Source organism: Enterococcus sp. S22(2020) (genome assembly GCF_020295385.1).
In the GTDB taxonomy this organism is placed as follows: Bacteria; Bacillota; Bacilli; order Lactobacillales; family Enterococcaceae; genus Enterococcus_L; species Enterococcus_L dunnyi.
Map to the genome: position 1 here is coordinate 151,616 of NZ_JACFUD010000007.1, position 17,577 is coordinate 169,192.

At 38.4% G+C, this 17,577-nt stretch carries 14 protein-coding genes and 1 tRNA gene; 5 read left to right on the plus strand and 10 right to left on the minus strand.

The features are described from left to right. The first annotated feature begins 94 nt into the window (after positions 1 to 94). Complete coding sequence (locus H3T55_RS14770; protein ID WP_225535145.1) at positions 95 to 1,072, plus strand: LPXTG cell wall anchor domain-containing protein; 978 nt, start codon at positions 95 to 97, stop codon at positions 1,070 to 1,072. 159 nt (positions 1,073 to 1,231) lie between these two features. Here the strand turns inward: H3T55_RS14770 and menA are convergent, their stop codons facing one another. From menA to pplA, 3 genes are all read right to left on the minus strand, one after another. After that, positions 1,232 to 2,185, minus strand: a complete 954-nt coding sequence (menA, locus tag H3T55_RS14775) for a 1,4-dihydroxy-2-naphthoate polyprenyltransferase (protein WP_225535144.1) — start codon at positions 2,183 to 2,185, stop codon at positions 1,232 to 1,234. 11 nt (positions 2,186 to 2,196) lie between these two features. Further along, positions 2,197 to 3,270, minus strand: coding sequence for an FAD:protein FMN transferase (locus tag H3T55_RS14780; protein ID WP_225535143.1), 1,074 nt, complete (start codon positions 3,268 to 3,270; stop codon positions 2,197 to 2,199). Between the two features lie 795 nt (positions 3,271 to 4,065). Continuing rightward, positions 4,066 to 4,995, minus strand: a complete 930-nt coding sequence (pplA, locus tag H3T55_RS14785; RefSeq protein ID WP_087640458.1) for an extracellular electron transfer flavoprotein PplA — start codon at positions 4,993 to 4,995, stop codon at positions 4,066 to 4,068. Between the two features lie 266 nt (positions 4,996 to 5,261). Here pplA and H3T55_RS14790 point away from each other — a divergent pair, with 266 nt between their 5' ends. The 4 genes from H3T55_RS14790 to H3T55_RS14805 all read left to right on the plus strand — a co-directional run bounded on the left by H3T55_RS14790 (position 5,262) and on the right by H3T55_RS14805 (position 9,338). Next, positions 5,262 to 7,196, plus strand: coding sequence for an NAD(P)/FAD-dependent oxidoreductase (locus tag H3T55_RS14790; protein ID WP_225535142.1), 1,935 nt, complete (start codon positions 5,262 to 5,264; stop codon positions 7,194 to 7,196). A gap of 117 nt (positions 7,197 to 7,313) precedes the next feature. Further along, positions 7,314 to 7,736 (plus strand): NusG domain II-containing protein, encoded by a 423-nt coding sequence (locus H3T55_RS14795; protein ID WP_087640456.1) that lies wholly within the window; start codon positions 7,314 to 7,316, stop codon positions 7,734 to 7,736. 15 nt (positions 7,737 to 7,751) lie between these two features. Further along, entirely contained in the window at positions 7,752 to 8,312 is a 561-nt protein-coding gene (locus tag H3T55_RS14800; protein ID WP_087640455.1) for a Gx transporter family protein, read from the plus strand. Between the two features lie 39 nt (positions 8,313 to 8,351). Continuing rightward, on the plus strand, positions 8,352 to 9,338 hold the full coding sequence (locus H3T55_RS14805; protein ID WP_225535141.1) for a polyprenyl synthetase family protein: 987 nt from the start codon (positions 8,352 to 8,354) through the stop codon (positions 9,336 to 9,338). 37 nt (positions 9,339 to 9,375) lie between these two features. On the opposite strand, the gene H3T55_RS14810 is transcribed toward H3T55_RS14805, so the two are convergent. The 7 genes from H3T55_RS14810 to H3T55_RS14840 all read right to left on the minus strand — a co-directional run bounded on the left by H3T55_RS14810 (position 9,376) and on the right by H3T55_RS14840 (position 17,441). After that, positions 9,376 to 9,924 (minus strand): hypothetical protein, encoded by a 549-nt coding sequence (locus tag H3T55_RS14810; protein ID WP_225535140.1) that lies wholly within the window; start codon positions 9,922 to 9,924, stop codon positions 9,376 to 9,378. Positions 9,925 to 9,982: 58 nt separating this feature from the next. Beyond that, positions 9,983 to 11,335, minus strand: coding sequence for a glutathione-disulfide reductase (gor, locus tag H3T55_RS14815; protein WP_225535139.1), 1,353 nt, complete (start codon positions 11,333 to 11,335; stop codon positions 9,983 to 9,985). 92 nt (positions 11,336 to 11,427) lie between these two features. Next, on the minus strand, positions 11,428 to 12,669 hold the full coding sequence (locus tag H3T55_RS14820; RefSeq protein ID WP_225535138.1) for a peptidase U32 family protein: 1,242 nt from the start codon (positions 12,667 to 12,669) through the stop codon (positions 11,428 to 11,430). Between the two features lie 13 nt (positions 12,670 to 12,682). Next, the gene (locus H3T55_RS14825) at positions 12,683 to 13,603 is read right to left on the minus strand and encodes a peptidase U32 family protein (RefSeq protein ID WP_087640450.1); all 921 of its coding nucleotides are present in this window, start codon (positions 13,601 to 13,603) and stop codon (positions 12,683 to 12,685) included. Positions 13,604 to 14,242: 639 nt separating this feature from the next. Then, the gene (locus H3T55_RS14830) at positions 14,243 to 16,732 is read right to left on the minus strand and encodes an ATP-dependent Clp protease ATP-binding subunit (RefSeq protein ID WP_087640449.1); all 2,490 of its coding nucleotides are present in this window, start codon (positions 16,730 to 16,732) and stop codon (positions 14,243 to 14,245) included. 4 nt (positions 16,733 to 16,736) lie between these two features. Then, entirely contained in the window at positions 16,737 to 17,204 is a 468-nt protein-coding gene (locus H3T55_RS14835) for a CtsR family transcriptional regulator (RefSeq protein ID WP_087640448.1), read from the minus strand. Between the two features lie 163 nt (positions 17,205 to 17,367). After that, positions 17,368 to 17,441, minus strand: a tRNA-Pro gene (locus H3T55_RS14840). Positions 17,442 to 17,577: the final 136 nt, after the last annotated feature.

The following is a 17,577-nucleotide window of genomic DNA, read 5'->3' on the forward strand; positions in this document are numbered from 1 at the left end:
AACATTTATTCTTTACATTCATTTCCTAAACATTTCATTTATGTTACATTTGTATTGCGAATTAATACGTATGTTACGAAAAAGGAGAATATTTATGAAAAAAGTCGTTTTTTGTTTTACAGTCCTATTGGCTCTGTTACCAATCACCAGCTTTGCCGAAGATCCAATAAGTTCTTCCGATGTCAGTGCCGTTGAAAATTCATCGATCGCTAAGGAGGCCCAAAGCTCTGATAACGAAGGAACACAAACACTCGAAAGCAGCCTATCACAAACTGAGGATTCCAGTACTGTCGAGACATCAAGCACTGCAGAAAATGCTTATGGCGATCATATGGACTCAACATTAGTTGTTTTTCAGGGCGATACTGTAAGCGCTGAGATGCTCCAAGCAGATGGTTCTGCTCATGGTGCTGCGCTTAGAGATTTAAAGCTTTTAGAAGAGCCTTCAACAAAAACACTTGGTAGAAATGTTGTGAAAGTTAGCTTCATATTTTATCTTTTAGATAGTGATGAAAAACAAACGGTCACTCTAGACATGAGTTATACGGTAGTGCCAGCATCACCAACCTATGATGTCCAATTTGTCTCTTATGATTCAGCTAAAAAAGAAGTCAAAGGGAAAGTTACAGCTATCAACGGAGGAACGAACGCTGGAATTTCTATTTATGGCTATAGCGCTTCTAGTCATTTAGGACAATCTATTACAACAATCAAGGAATTATATCCATCAACAACGCCTAATAATACTGTAACTACTGATAATGACGGCTATTTTACTTTGCCATACGAAGATGGTTTTTGCTTCGCGGCCTTTTCTCCTCAATCGGGTGATTATTCTCCAGTCTACACATTAGATGATAAAGCCTTCGCAGGAGCTACGGTTACTGAATCATCTACATCTGACAGTAGTAGTACTGTGCAATCTTCTTCACCAAAAAAAGAAGAGAAAAAAGGCTTGTTCCCGAATACCGGTGAAAAGAAAACCATCTATTATTCAATTGCAGGGATCGCCATTCTTTTATTAATCGTCTTGTTCTTATTCATTAACAGCAAAAAAGGAAAAAAAGAATAGCTATTTATATTTACTATCCTAAAAAATGAGTCCAGAACAAAACTAAAAAACAGTTTTGTTCTGGACTCTAAAATTTAATAAACGGTGAGAGCAGAAGCAACTCCCTCTTGTTTCTCGGAGCCTGACACTTCTGTTCCATCCTCATTTTTCTTTTCTATTTTATAACTTTTCAACTATGATCGTCACTAGCAACCCTAATAAATAGCAACCGTTAAATGCGATCAAGTTTTTTATCGAGTACCCAAAACTTTTGGGATGCGGCAGCTCTGCTTTAAATAATTTAAGATTTTTCCAGACTTGTAATAGCGAAACAAAGGTTAGTAAAATCGGCCATTGATAAATACCAAAAACCATTCCTATCAAAATCACAGTATAACAAGCTAGCATTAGTCCTTGGAAAAGAATCACTCCATGTTCACGTCCAATATAATAGACCAATGTATACCGATGATTTTCAATATCTGTATCCAAATCTCTCAAATTATTTGCCAGCATGATATTAGCAATTGTAAACACCATTGGCAATGAAGCCCAAATGATCGCTAAAACAGACCAAAGACTGCCTATCAAGGCAAACGTTCCTTTTACCCAATCTAACTGTAAATAAAATGGCGGATCATTCAAAACATTCAAATAGATCGTCATAGCAAAAATCCCTAATCCCATCGTAAAACCGCTAAATACTTCTCCTAAAGGCATCCGTGATAACGGAATCGGACCAAAGGTATAAAAAATACCGATAAAACAACAAACTCCGCCCATTACTAAAAACAACCAACCAGTTTGGATGGTCAAAAAGATACCAACCGCAGCAGCAAAAGTAATCATAGTGAAAATCATGTTTCTCACTAAACTGGGAGCGATCCCTGAGCTGCCAATGATATTTTCTTCGTACTTATACTTCTGAGACTTTGCTTTTTTAAAATCCATAAAATTATTGATTGCAGTTGTTGCCATGTCGAATACGACCATTCCTACAAAAAACAATAATGTATAGCCTAACTGAAACTCATTAAAATACGCTATGGAAAATAATACCCCAACCGCAAATGGAAACAGACTTGCTAACTTCGTCTGGATTTCCACTACTTGCAAAAATACTTTCAACGACATATTCGTTCTCCTTATTTCAGATCCTTACGATCTCCCATCGTATATCCCGAATCTTTTCCTAATTCAAAAACTTTTTCAATATCCTTACTTACGTAAACCTTGTCTTCTTTAGTAACAAATATCACATCAACGTCTTTCAAACTTTCGGCATATTCCAATCCTTTTTTGACTCCCATTGAAAAGACAGCTGTTGATAAGCCATCTCCATCGATCGATTTCTTCGTGATGACAGTCACACCAGCAATATCATTATCAAAAGGATAACCTGTTTTTGGATCGAACAAATGGTGATAGGTTTCACCATCAACTTTCAAATAGCGTTCATAGATCCCAGAGGTCACGAGGGTTTTATTACTTTCTTGAACAGTTCCAACGACTGTATTTCTTGCTTTATTCGGATCTTGAATTCCAACGTTCCAATCCACGTCTTTTCCACGAGGACTGTGTCCAAGAACAAATACATTTCCACCTAAATCGACGATCGCAGTAGTGACGCCATTGTCTTTCAACACCTTAACAACTTCATCCGTGATATAACCTTTCGCAATAGCTCCAAGATCCAGCTGCATACCTTTTTCTTCAAGATAAACCGTTTGATCCTCATCATTTAGTTTTACTTTGTGATAGTCCACTAATTTCAACGCCTGATCGATTTCCTCTTGAGATGGTTTGCGCGCATCATCAAAGCCGATATGCCATAATTGAGTGATTGGTCCGATCGCCATGTCAAAGCCGCCAGAAGAGTCCTCACTATATTCATACGCACGTTTGATCAAAGGGTAGACGTCATCGGATACTTTTACTGGTTTTATCCCCGCTTGTTCATTGATTGCATCGATTTCTGAACCTTTTTCATTGACTGTGATTTTATCACCCAACTCTTTCACTCTGGCAAAAGCTTTATCTAATACATCTTTTTTACCATCATCATAGATACGGACTTGTACATACGTACCAAGTAACGATTGCTGATCTGAGTATGGCTCTTTATTTATTTTAGCGGTCTCTTCTTTTGAGCCACAACCGGCTAAAACAATTAGAAATAGTCCAGTTAATATAGTCATTAGTACTTTTTTATTTTTCATCGTATCCCTCTTTCTAAATAGAAAAATTTTCTCATCTATAGTAGCGCTTTTTCTGAGTAATGGAAAGGATTTTCTTTTGATTTATGTATTTTGATGAATTGATTTTACTGCTTGTGATCATTGAAACTTGTATGTTGGTATTTTTACTTGTGTCAGTGTTTGGTTCTTCGCCTTCTTTACTCTGGTGAGTATTATTGAGATATCTTGTGTTTTTTGCTTATTGCTAGTCTATTCTTTTCTTTGACGAGATTTACTAGTAGGGTACTTCGCTTTCTCCGTTTGCCAAGTACTGCTCATCGTTTACTCTGATGATTTTTTGGGAGTTATCTTGCTTTGGTCACTTGTTGCTGGTTTATCCTTCTCTTGCCTTATCGTGGTTCACTAGTAGGGTTACTTCGCTCTCTTCGCTCGCCAAGTACTGCTCATCATCTATCCTGTTGAGTTTTTTAGGGTTATCTCGCGTTGTTCACTTATTGTTGCTTTATCCTTTTCTTGCCTTGGCGTGATTCACTAGTAGGGTCACTTCGCTCTCTTTGCTCGCCAAGTACTGCTCATCGTCTACTCTGATGAGTTTTTTGGGGTTATCTCGCGTTGTTCACTTATTGCTGGTTTATCCTTCTCTTACCTTGTCGTGATTCACTAGTAGGGTCACTTCGCTCTCTTCGCTCGCCAAGTACTGCTCATCATCTACTCTGGCAGAGCCAATCGTAGTGATTCGCAGCAAAAATGCAGAATTCAGATGATGATCTGAATTCTGCACATGTTTAGTTCGTCAATTGTAATTCTGTGAAAGAATTATTTTTTCATTACGATGTTGTCTACAACGATTTCATCAGTGTTGCCTTTTTCAGCAGCATTGATCAATTGTTGAGCATACATTACGAATGAGTGTGTGCTGTGAGTTGCGCCTGTTACGACTTCTACATCCGCAGCTGATCCACCATCTTCGCCCATTGCTTTAACAAATTCTTCGTTCAATGCAGGGATGTATGTTTCTGGATCTGTACCAGATTTGTCTTTCATGTTTTTGTTGTAGTCAGCATCGTCTTTTTTAGATTTGCCTTCGTCGTTTACGTTATCGTAGTTAGATTCTGTGACTTTACCATCTTTAACAACGATTGAGAATGTTGTGTGGTAGCCGTTTGAATTATTTTTTTCTTTCAAAGAGTACGTACCATCTTTAAGATCCGCACCATTATCGATTTCAATTGTTTCAGTGTTTCCTGCTTGTGCAGCTTGGATCAATTGTTGTGCATAGTTTTGGAATGATTCACTAGAGTGAGTCGCACCAGTTACTACTTCTACGCCGCTTGCGCTTTGTGATTTAACTAGTGATTCGTTTAATTCAGGAATGAACTCAGCAGGGCCAACGCCTGTTTTGTCTTTCATATTTGTTTCGTAATCTTTATCTTCTGTTTTTGATTTGCCGTCAGCGTTGATGTTGTCGTATTTAGACTCTGTGATTTTGCCGTCTTTGACAGTCATTTCAAATGTTGCACGGTAACCATTTTTTTCGTTCTTTTCTTCTAATTTGTATGTGCCGTCTTGTAAATCAGCACCAGCTTCTTTTTCTGCTACTGTTGAAGAATCTGCAGTTTTTGATGTCGCAGTGCTTGAATCAGATGATTTCGCTGTATCTTTCTTATCATCAGATCCGCATGCCGCTAATAAAAGAGATGAAAGTGCAATAGCTGTGAATCCCTTAACAATTTTGCTCATTTTCATTTTAGTTCACCTTTTCCTTTTCTTTAACATTCCACAAACTTAGTTTGTGATATAATTTACATTCTATATAAAATTACGATTATGTCAATTAAAGTTATAAAAGAAAGAAAATTTTTTACTTATTTTTCACGGCATTTTAATAAAGAAAAATTTATTTCCTATATTTATGAATTGTTATTAGACAAATCCACAAACACGCTATATAATGAAATCGATTGTGTAATTATTATCATTTTCATTTCATTTTTTTAAGGAGCGGATTATCAATGACAAAGCAAAAAATTGTCGTTGTGGGAGCTGGGTATGCTGGCGTTTCAGCAACTAAATTTTTAGCAAAAAAATTAAAAAAAGACTCTGACGTTGAGATTACTCTAATTGATCGTCATTCTTACCACACCATGATGACTGAGCTGCACGAAGTAGCAGGCGGACGTGTTGAACCTGAAGCGATTCAATACGATCTACAACGTTTATTTTCACGTAAGAAGAATGTAAAACTTGTCACAGACACTGTAACTGGTATCGACAAAGACAAAAAAGTCGTTCAAACAAAATTAGGTTCTTATGAGTTTGATCAATTGATCATCGGTATGGGTGGCGAGCCAAATGACTTTGGTACTCCAGGTGTTAAAGAACATGGATTTACTCTATGGTCTTTTGAAAACTCTCTGAAAATTCGCGAACATATTTTGGAAACTGTTGAAAAAGCAGCAATTGAACCAGATCCAGAAATTCGTAAAGCGATGCTGACATTCGTTGTCTGCGGATCAGGCTTTACTGGGATCGAAATGATCGGTGAACTAATCGACTGGAAAGATCGTCTTGCAAAAGAATTCAAATTAGATCCTAGCGAGTTTACGCTAATGGTCGTTGAAGCAATGCCGACAATCTTGAACATGTTATCTCGTAACGATGCTGCAAAAGCTGAACGTTATCTAGAAAAGAAAAATGTACAACTTCTTCTTAACGCACCAATCGTTGAAGTTGCAGCTGACCATATCAAATTAAAAGATGGTTCAACTGTTCCAACTCATACATTGATTTGGACTGCAGGTGTTAAAGCAACTTCAGATGCAGCTGACTTTGGTTTAGAAGCTGCACGTGGAAATCGCTTGGTTGCGAATGAATTCATGCAAGCAAAAGGCTACGAAGATAAAAACATTTATATCGTAGGTGACTTGGTTTATTACGAAGAAACTCCAAATACGCCTACACCTCAAATCGTACAAGCAGCTGAACAAACAGGTCATACTGCTGCTGCAAACATCGTTGCAGATATCAAAGGCGGCGAAAAACACGCATTTAAAGGTAATTATCAAGGATTCATGGTTTCTGTCGGCTCTAAATGGGGCGTTGCTAACTTATTTGATAAGATCCACCTTAGCGGTTTCTTAGCAATTATCATGAAACACATCGTTAACTTGAAATACTTCTTTGATATTCGTTCTGGTTACTACATGTTCCAATATATCATGCATGAGTTCTTCCATATCAAAGACGACCGTAACGTAACTCGTGGACATTCTTCACGTTATGGCAACGTGTTGTGGAGCGTACCGTTACGTGTATTCTATGGTATGGTTTGGCTAGTAGAATCAATGAAGAAAATTGTCGGAACTGGTGATTACTTGAAACCAAGCACTTGGTTTGGCGACGGATCTTGGTTCACAGATAAAGTTGTGTTCCCATTCCCTTGGCTACAAGAACAAGTAACAACAGGTGCTTCTGCCGCAGCTGAAACAACGACTGCCGCAAGTGGTGCTGGTGCCGATGCTGCAGCTGATACAGCGACTCAAGCAGCACACTTTGGTTTAAGCTATGCTTACGGCGAACAACCAATGCAAGTCTTCGATCATATGCCAAAATGGTTTGAAAGCGTGATGAAATTCATGATGCCTAACCAAGAAGTTGCATTGTTCATGCAAAAATTCATGACGATCGTCGAAGTATTGATTGCCTTAGCATTGATTGCAGGTCTATTTACTTGGTTAAGTAGTGCAGCAACAATTGGTTTAACTATTGCATTCTGTTTATCAGGTATGTTCTACTGGGTAAATGTTTGGTTTATCTTTGTGGCATTCGCTTTGATGAACGGTTCAGGTCGTGCACTTGGATTAGACCGTTGGGTGATCCCTTGGTTGCAACGTACCCTTGGTAAATGGTGGTATGGTACACCTAAATCCAGATACGGCAGTAAATAAATAATCACCCATTTTTTATAGCAAACGCATAAGAGAGTTCTAGGTTTACTCCTAGAACTTTCTTTTATCCTTATGATAGAATAAAGACAACTAAAAACTATGAAGGAGAGGAAAGAGTTGAATATAAAAGAATTTATTCAAAAAAGTTATATACGTCCTTGGGATATTGCCATTATTATACTTCTGACACTCGGTTCTTTCTTGCCCCTTGTTGTTTTTAGTATTCAAAATACTGCTCAAGAAGATGCGACTAAACAAGCCATTCTAAAGGTAGACGGCGAAGTAATCAAAGTTTTTGATTTAAAAGAAGACGGTCCTACTTATACATATAAATATGAAGCAGCTGATGGCGATTATAATTTGATAGAAGTCAGCGGAGATAGAATTCGGATGTTAGAAACAAATTGCGGAGATCAAATCTGTGTCCAGCGCGGCTGGATATCTAAAGCAGGTGAAACACCGATCGCTTGTCTGCCGCATAATTTATTTATCACCGTTGAGGCTTCTGATGGGAGTGAAGATGGCAGCTTGATTTATTAAGTACTGCCGCTAATTATGAACAAATTACAAAAAAACATATACATTTCCATGCTCGTCGCTCAAGGTGTGATCATTGGACTTATTGAAAACATGATCCCTTATCCTTTTGCTTTTGCACCTGGAGCGAAACTTGGCTTAGCTAACTTGATTACGATCATTGCTATTTTTACCATGAGAAAAAGAGACAGTTTCTTTTTAGTCTGTATGCGATTGATTTTGACCACACTACTAGGCGGGACGATATCTACGTTCTTCTATAGTGCTAGTGGCGCCTTACTTAGTTATTTAGGCATGCTTCTTATCATGCAGCTGGGTCCAAAACGTGTGAGTATCATTGGCATCAGTGCTGCAGGCGGTTTTTTGCATAATGTTGGGCAGCTATTGACCACTTGCTTTTTCGCGCAATCATGGGCACCGATGCTTTATCTGCCATTCCTTTCATTTATCGGTCTATTATCTGGTATTGCTATCGGAATTGCAGCTAATTATCTACTCCGTCATGTTCAAACACTGCGACAGTTTCAATTAAACTATGAATCAACAACAAAACATAAATGGAGTCAATACTTCCAGTAACCATTTGATTTAAGTGAGTACAACCAAAGGAGTCATCTTATGAATATTCATCCAATGTGGAAAAACTATCCTGAACTAGCAAAAGAATTGAACAGCACATTAAAACTAATGGACAGCAATGTCAATTTAAAAAATAAAGACGTCGAAAAAGCAGTTATGTCGATGATCCACTCTGGTGGTAAATTATTACGTCCTGCTTATCAATTACTTTTCTCACAGTTTGGAGAACAAAGAGACGCGAAAAAAGCTGTTGCTTTAGCAGCAGCCATCGAATTACTGCACACTGCAACATTGATTCACGATGATATTGTAGATGAAGCTGATATTAGAAGAAGCTTACCCACGATCCGCTCTCAATTTGGCAACAGTACAGCTGTTTATGCAGGCGATTATTTATTCGTTAGTTGTTTTAAGCTTTTGGCTGACTATTCTTCTTCTTTAAAAAGCATCCAGCTAAACTCTAAAAGTATGGAAAAAATTTTGAGTGGCGAACTAGGGCAAATGGATAATCGCTACAATGTCGATATGACGATCGATCAGTATTTAGAAAACATTTCTGGAAAAACTGCTGAACTTTTTTCACTAAGTTGTTTTGTTGGTGCTTATGAAAGTGGCAGTTCTGAACGTTTTGCAAAAAACTGTGGGAAAATAGGAGAAAATATCGGCCTTGCATTTCAAATTATCGACGATGTACTTGACTATACACAAAGTACAGAGCAAATTGGAAAACCCGTTCTTGAAGATGTTCGTCAAGGTGTCTACTCCTTACCGCTACTATACGCATTAGAAGAAGGTCGAGAAACACTGCTGCCTTATCTGGAAAAAGGAGAAAACCTGACAGACAATGAGACAGATAAAATTTATGAACTTGTTCATTCTTTTAGTGGAGTCTCAAAAGCACAAAAACTTGCCGAAAAATATACACAGCAAGCGTTGAAGGGTATTACTAAATTGCCTGAAACTACTACAGATGCAAAAAAACAGTTGCTAGAGATCACACAAGCTATTCTTGTGAGACAAAATTAAAAAAACAGATCAGTCAAAAATAGACTGATCTGTTTTTTTAGCTTTTCCACCACCGTATGATGGCATCTACACCTTTGTTTGTTGGGCAATCGATTATTTGCTTCCGTCCATTTTTTAAAATAAATACTACTCGATAGTACTTCCCATATCTCCTATAATTCTTTGTCCCATTTCGTTTGCACGTTATAATATCAGTTCTATCAATAACAATATCTGGTAACAAGAGCATAAAATACTCTCCATAACGTCCTTGTAGATGCCATCGAATTTCTTTATCCGACGCTTCCTTTTGTAAAAGCTTTTGTAGATCCTGCTGTTTTTCCAGTGAGGATTCTTGAAGATATTTTTGGATTTGTTTCCTTGTTTTGAAGAACGGTCCAATAAGAAAAATACTCCAAATAGCACCAGGTAAAAAGAAAGCAAATAAACAACCGATAAATAGATCGATTATAGATATGTTCGATAAGCTGATCTTTCCAAAAATAAACAGCACAAATATTCCAAGAACTAACGCTCCCAACAAAAACAGTCCTAGAGCAATCATTTTTTGACCCATTTTCTTAATGTAACTAGTTAAAAATATCATATTACTCCTCTTTAAAATAAAATGAGGCAAAACTAAAAATCAATTTTGCCTCATCAACTTATCGCATCGTTACAAACTCTTCTGAGCCCGTTGGATGGATCGCCACTGTATTATCGAAATCTTTCTTAGTTGCACCCATTTTGATCGCTACCGCGAATCCTTGCAGCATTTCGTCCACACCAAGACCAATGCCATGTAATCCAACGATTTTTTCTTCCTTACCAGCACAAACTAATTTCATATCGCACTTTTGGCGATATTCATCTAGCGCAAAGTACATTGGGGTAAACGTTGATTTGTAAATCTTGATATTTTCTTTACCATATTTCTCAACAGCTTCTGTTTCAGTCAACCCAACTGTTGCAATCGGCGGATGTGTGAAAACAACAGTCGGAATCGTTTCATAGTCTAAATACTCATTTTCTTTTCCATTAAAAAGGCGCTCAGACAAACGGCGTCCTGCCGCAATCGCAACCGGTGTTAGATCGATCTTGCCGATGACATCACCAACTGCATAGATACCTTTCTGTGTCGTATTTTGGTATTTATCGACTTTTACATAGCCTTTTTCTGTTAGTTCAACTTGTGTATTCTCAAGACCTAATTTATCTGTATTTGGCTGACGGCCCGTACCAAAAACGACACTATCTGCAGTGATCTTTGTGCCATTTTCAAAGGTGATCACTAACTCATCTGTAGCTAATTTTTCAATCGACTGCGGAGTTGAGTTAGGATAAATATGCATACCATCTTGTTGATAATGTTCAACTACTTTTTCAGAAAGCATCTCATCAAAACTACGTAAAGGATGTTCTTTTCTAAAAGCCCAATGCGTTTCAGCACCTAATCCGTGGATCGTACCTGCAAGTTCTGCAGCAATATATCCTGCTCCGACAAACACTACCCGTTTTGGTAATTCCTCTAAAGCAAAGAACCCATTTGAATCGATCGCATACTCTTCTCCAGGGATTCCTAGTTTTTTTGGACGTCCGCCTGTAGCAATCAAAATATGAGGAGCCGTGTATGTATCTTCTCCTGCTTTGATTGTGTGTTCATCCACGAAAGTTGCATATTCAGCTAAAACTTTGACATGATTGCTATCTAACCCACGATAATAAGCACCGTGCAGAAAATCGATATATGACTCACGATTTTGAACTAATCTTTTAAAATCCAACGCTTTAACGTCGACATCAAAACCGTAACCAGCAGCATCCCGCTTCATCATTTCCATCATTGAGCTTGCCTGCCACATGACTTTTTTGGGCACACAGCCAACATTCACACAGGTTCCGCCAATCTCTCCTGCTTCGATCAATAATACCTTTGCACCGTGCATTCCGGCACGATTCGCAGAAGCGATACCGCCGCTGCCGCCGCCGATCACGATGTAATCATATTGTTTTACCATTCTTTCAAAATCCTCCTTCATCAGACACTTTAACGAAAGAGTGTGGGACAAAACGAAAAACTGTTTTGCTACACACTCTTAATGGTTGATATTTATTTTTTCTTACGGATCATATCCCCAACTGCTACAGGTTGTTCAACCGGCATCGTTAAAATCATCATTGGGTTTGGTGCGCGATCAATCGACTCACCATCTTCATTATACATAACTTCTACTGTTTGATGGAAGTGATTGAACCCAGGTCCATAAAATTCGACCTCATCGCCAACACTAAAATGATTTCTTTGGCGGATCGTTGCTACTTTTGTTGCTTCATCATACGCCATGACTTCCCCAATAAACTTATATTGTGGAATTTTACGGCGTTCACCAAATAATTGTTCCTCATCTGTTGGTACATGGTAATAAAAACCTGTAGACAGCTCACGCTGCGCAACTTTCCATAACTCGTCGATCCATTCTTGTTTACATTCATAATTTTCAGGATCTTCCATGTATGTATCCACAGCTTTTTTATACACATTTGCTACCGTCGAAACATAATGGATCGATTTCATTCTTCCTTCGATCTTAAAGCTATCGACGCCATTTTGAATCAGTTCGGGAATATGCTGAATCATTGCCATATCGACCGCACTCATCGAAAATTCTTCTTCCACTTCACCTTTATCTGTCAAGCTTGTACGTGTTCCGCCAAAAGGCATATCATACAACTCGTATTTCCAGCGGCATGATTGAGAACAGCCGCCGCGGTTCGCATCACGCATCGACATATGGTTGGATAATGTACATCTGCCGGAATAAGAAATACACATAGCTCCATGGATAAACGCTTCGATTTCAACATCTGTATTTTTACGGATCTCCGCAACTTCTTCCATTGACACTTCACGGGCTAAAACGACGCGCTCAAGCCCTTCATTTTTCCAGAACTCTAATGTCTCATAGTTCGTTGCTGAAGCTTGTGTCGATAAATGGATCGGTAAACCAGGTGCTTCTGTTGCACAAATTTCAATCAAAGCTGGGTCTGAAACGATTACCGCTGAAATACCGACATCGCGTATCTCACGGAAAAAGTCACCAGCACCTTCTTGATTGCCTTCATGTGTCACCATATTTGCTGCGACGTACACTTTCGCATTGTGCTCTTTTGCAAAAGCTACGCCTTCAATCATATCTTCTTTTGTAAAATTGCCGGCACGGCTACGTAACCCGTAGGCATTTCCGCCGATATACACGGCATCTGCACCATAATGAATGGCTGTTTTTAGTTTTTCTAGCGTCCCAGCAGGTGCTAATACCTCGGGACGCTTCAATGTTCGTTCGTTTGTCATGTCTCTTTTCTCCTTATTTTATCTCATCTGGATCTAAATCAAAGAATCCGATATCTAAACCGCGGTTTTCAGGATGCAATGCTTCGATCTGTTCGATCGCTTTTTGGGCTTCTATACTGGACCAGCTGCCCTGTTCGATTTTTTCTTTTGCATCTGCAAAAATCTTAGCTGTTTTTACAAAATTTTCGCCTGGAGCATAAATACCATCCAGTTTCCATTTCGTATAATCGTTCTCATATAACTTATCTAATTCTCCGGCTAAATTAACATCATTATCCGCGAAGATATGTGTGCCATGGCTATCCTCATAAATAGAATAGTGTGTTTCTTCCTTTTTAGGCTCAGATATAAATAGACCCCGATCCTTACTCACAGATTCATCATTCTTGGTGAAATTATAGTAGTTCTGCAGTAACGGACGTTTCGATTGATGAATACACGTTGCACCGTACACAAGCACTTCGGCAGGTACCATCAAATTATCCTTCATGGCTTTCATCTCTTCAAACGGAACCTCTCTAGCCAATACCGCACCGATCGATCCACGCTTTGCCCAAAAATTGATTTGACGCGAGCTTGTAACCAATGTTTCGCCATCATAAATATAGGGAATATTCACTTTATCACGCTGTAAAACAAAAACAACTCCTGGATCACCAACTGTTAATTGATCCACTTGAATCTCTTTTAGAAAAGCTAAATACTCTGGCACCTTTTTCATCTTTTCTGGATGCATGATCCCATTAAGGGCAACAGTTACCTTTTTCCCCATACGATGAGCCATTTCAGTGATCGATCGCTGATCATCACGAGAAAACGACGTTGGCAAACGTAACCCAAATGTCTCTTCTCCTATATATAACGTATCCACGCCTACTGCCAATAACGCCTCCGCCTGTTCAACAGACTCAGCTGTTGCAATAAGTTCAATCATTTTGAATCCTCCTTATAAAAGCTGAATGAACCTGATCAGCATCGACTGAAAAATAGAATCATTTTTTACGATGCTCTTTATCGTGAACAAATGTTTTCTTTTTTCCGAGATGCTGGTTCATGAAGCTAGATAATGTTAAAGCTGAATGAGCTCGTTCAGCCCTGATTGAAAAATAGGAAAAATTGAAGGCGGTGCTTTTTGCCGCAATCCATTTTTATCTTTTTTCTGAAGGGCTAGCCCGTAAAGCTAGATAATGTTAAAGCTGAATGAACCTGATTAGCATCGACTGAAAAATAGAATCATTTTTTACGATGCTCTTTATCGTAGACAAATGTTTTCTTTTTTCCGAGATGCTGGTTCATGAAATTAAGCAAGTTAAAAGTCGAACGATCTTCTCTCTAGCTCTACCTAAACAAATTACACTCCAGCTTCAAGTTCCCTTTATCTATTGTTCTATATTCTTCTAACAACTGTTTCATAGTAGCACAGGTTCACAAACTTTCCAATAGTCTCTCTTCATTTTAACGTTGATTTTTCACAAAATAGTTTCTTACGATCCTTTATTACTTAAAAAGAAAAAATACCGAGACGTGTCATGAACAACGTCTCGATATCTTAATAGTCATTTATAGTCATTTTTTATACTTCCTGTAAAACCTGCTCTATTTTTGGCGTTTTTACATTCAACGTTATTTTTCCTTTGCTTGCGCCAATCGTTACTTTATCACCTAAATGGATCTGACCTGAAAGCAATGCTTCACTCAAACGATCTTCCACTTCTTTTTGTAATGCTCTGCGAATTGGACGCGCACCATATTCTGGGTCAAAACCAACCTTACCGATCACTTCGATTGCAGCAGGAGTAATTTTCACATTCACCTCTTGCTCTTTCAAGCGCTGAATAATCGATTTGCTCATAATCTTCACAATCTCATGAATTTCTTCCTGATCCAATGAACGGAAAACAACTGTTTCATCCACACGGTTCAAAAACTCTGGACGGAATGCTTTTTTCAATTCTTCCATGATTCGTTTTTGCATGGCATCGTAGTCTTTCGATAAGTCTTTCACATTGAACCCAACATTTTTTTCTTCACGGATAGCCGTTGCTCCAATATTTGAAGTCATAATTAAAATAGTATTTCTAAAATCGACTTTTCGACCTTTAGAATCAGTTAAGTGCCCATCGTCTAATACTTGTAACAAGATATTGAATACATCTGGGTGAGCTTTCTCTACTTCATCAAGTAAAATCACTGAATAAGGTTTTTGACGAATTTTTTCCGTCAATTGTCCGCCTTCTTCATAACCAACATAACCTGGAGGGGAGCCAATCAAACGACTTGTACTATATTTTTCCATAAATTCGGACATATCTACACGCACAAGCGCATCCTCACTGCCAAACATTGTTTCAGCCAAGGCTTTTGCTAATTCTGTTTTACCAACTCCAGTAGGTCCCAGGAACATAAATGAACCAATTGGACGATTTGGATCTTTCAAGCCACTGCGGGCTCTACGAATTGCACGCGATACAGCTTGAACAGCTTCATCCTGACCAACAACTCTGTGGTGTAAGATACTTTCTAATTCGAGCAAGCGTTCGCTTTCTTTTTTCTCTAGTTGCTGTAATGGCACACCTGTCCATTGTGACACGACATTTGCCACATCTTGTTCAGTGACTTGATTTGCATAACCAGACGCTTCTTTTTGTTCTAATAATAAAATATTTTCAAGCTTTCTAGCCATTTTTTTCTCTTTTTGGCGTAGTCTTGCTGCACTTTCGAACGATTGTGACTGAATTGCTTCTTCTTTTTCCTTGATTAGATTCGCTAAATCTAAGCGCAACTCATTAATTTCAGAAGGCTCATCTGCTAAGTCTAGACGAACTTTAGCAGCTGATTCATCCATCAAATCAATCGCTTTATCTGGTAATTGACGAGAATTGATATAACGAACAGATAACTGAACTGCTGCATGTAAGGCATCATCTGTAATCTCAACACCATGATGTTCTTCATAGCGAGAACGTAGGCCTTTTAGAATCTCTTCTGCTTCTTCTGATGTTGGTTCATCCACTTGAACTCGCGCAAAACGACGTTCCAAAGCAGAATCTTTTTCAATATACTTTTGGTACTCATCTAATGTAGTCGCACCAATTGTTTGTAATTCTCCACGAGCAAGCGCTGGTTTTAAGATATTTGAAGCATCGATCGCACCCTCTGCACCACCTGCACCAATCAATGTATGCAGCTCATCAATAAAGAGGATCACTTCTCCATCTTGATAGATCTCGTCAATCACTTTCTTCAAACGATCTTCGAATTCACCACGATATTTTGTTCCCGCAACAAGAGCACCCATATCCAGCATCATCAAACGTTTTTCCTGCATATCGTCCGGCACTTCACCATTAACGATTTTTTGTGCTAAGCCTTCAGCAATTGCCGTTTTACCTACACCAGGTTCACCAACTAAAACTGGATTATTTTTGGTACGACGACTTAATATTTGGATCAGCCGTCTGACCTCTTGAGAACGTCCGACAACTGGGTCTAAATCATTCTCACGTGCTAGTTTAGTCAAGTCACGAGCTAACGAATCCAATGTTGGAGTTCCTTTAGGTGCTGCTTTTTGTGCTTGATTATTACGTCTGCGCCCAACATTTCCACTCATTTGGGGATCTGTAATCCCAATTTTTTTCATTAACAGCTGACGCATTTTAGATAAACTTAATCCCAAGTTCAATAAAATACGTGAAGCAAGGATATCCTCATCGCGTAATAAGCCTAACAAAATATGTTCAGTGCCTATATTAGGAGCTCCTAAACGTTTTGCTTCATCGCCGGCATAGGCAAAAACTTGTTTTGCACGAGGGGAATAAGGCAAATAGGTTCCTTTCGGATATGCTTTAACTGTTCCGTACCCAGTTAATTGTTCAATTTCTTCACGTATATCTGTTTTATTAGCATTCAGCTGGCGTAAAGATTTTCCAGCAATTCCATTTGGTTCCAGTACTAATGCTAAAAGCAAATGTTCAGAACCTACAGATTGATGCCTAAAATACTTCGCTTCTTCTTGTGCGATGGCTAAGACTGCCTTGGCACTTTCTGTAAATAATTCGTCCATACTATCATTCCTCCTCGTAACTCAAACGTTCTAAAAATGAATGCATCAATTGAGCACGTAAATAATCTTCATCTGGTCCTGCCTTATCTAAGACTTGTTTTCCAAGCACCGACAGCATTAAGTTTCCTTCTCGTTTTGTAACAACTTTTTCTTCATAGAGCTTCTGTATAAAAATCAGTGCGTCTTTTTCCGAAAGTTCATTCCCTGTAAATTGAGCAATTTGTTTCAGCAACTGGTCACTATCAGATATTTGTACTTTAGCTATTCTGATATAACCGCCACCACCACGCTTACTTTCAACTGAATAGCCACGTTGAATCGTGAAACGAGTATTGATCACATAATTAATCTGGGAAGGAACACAATTGAATAAATGAGCCATTTCGGCCCTGCGAATTTCAATTTTACTGCTTTCTTCAAGAATTTTCTTTAAATATGCTTCAATCAAATCTGAAGTATTTTGATTACTCATAGTCCTCATCCTTTTCCCTTGACTAATACTGACCTTAATTATACCCAATTTCAACTGTTTAATAAAGGAGAATGCCTAATTAACTAAGAAAAGGTAAATATATTTAGGAAATTACAAACTAAATATATAACAAAAAAGAACAGAGCATACTCTGTTCTTTTAATCGGGAAGACAGGATTCGAACCTGCGACCCCTTGGTCCCAAACCAAGTGCTCTACCAAGCTGAGCTACTTCCCGCAATTATAATAATAAAAAAAGACTAAACGATTAAAAGGAACTGTGTTACTTACCTTCTAACTCGCAGTCAAACCTTTAACTATGCACCCAAAGGGAGTCGAACCCCTAACCTTTTGATTCGTAGTCAAACACTCTA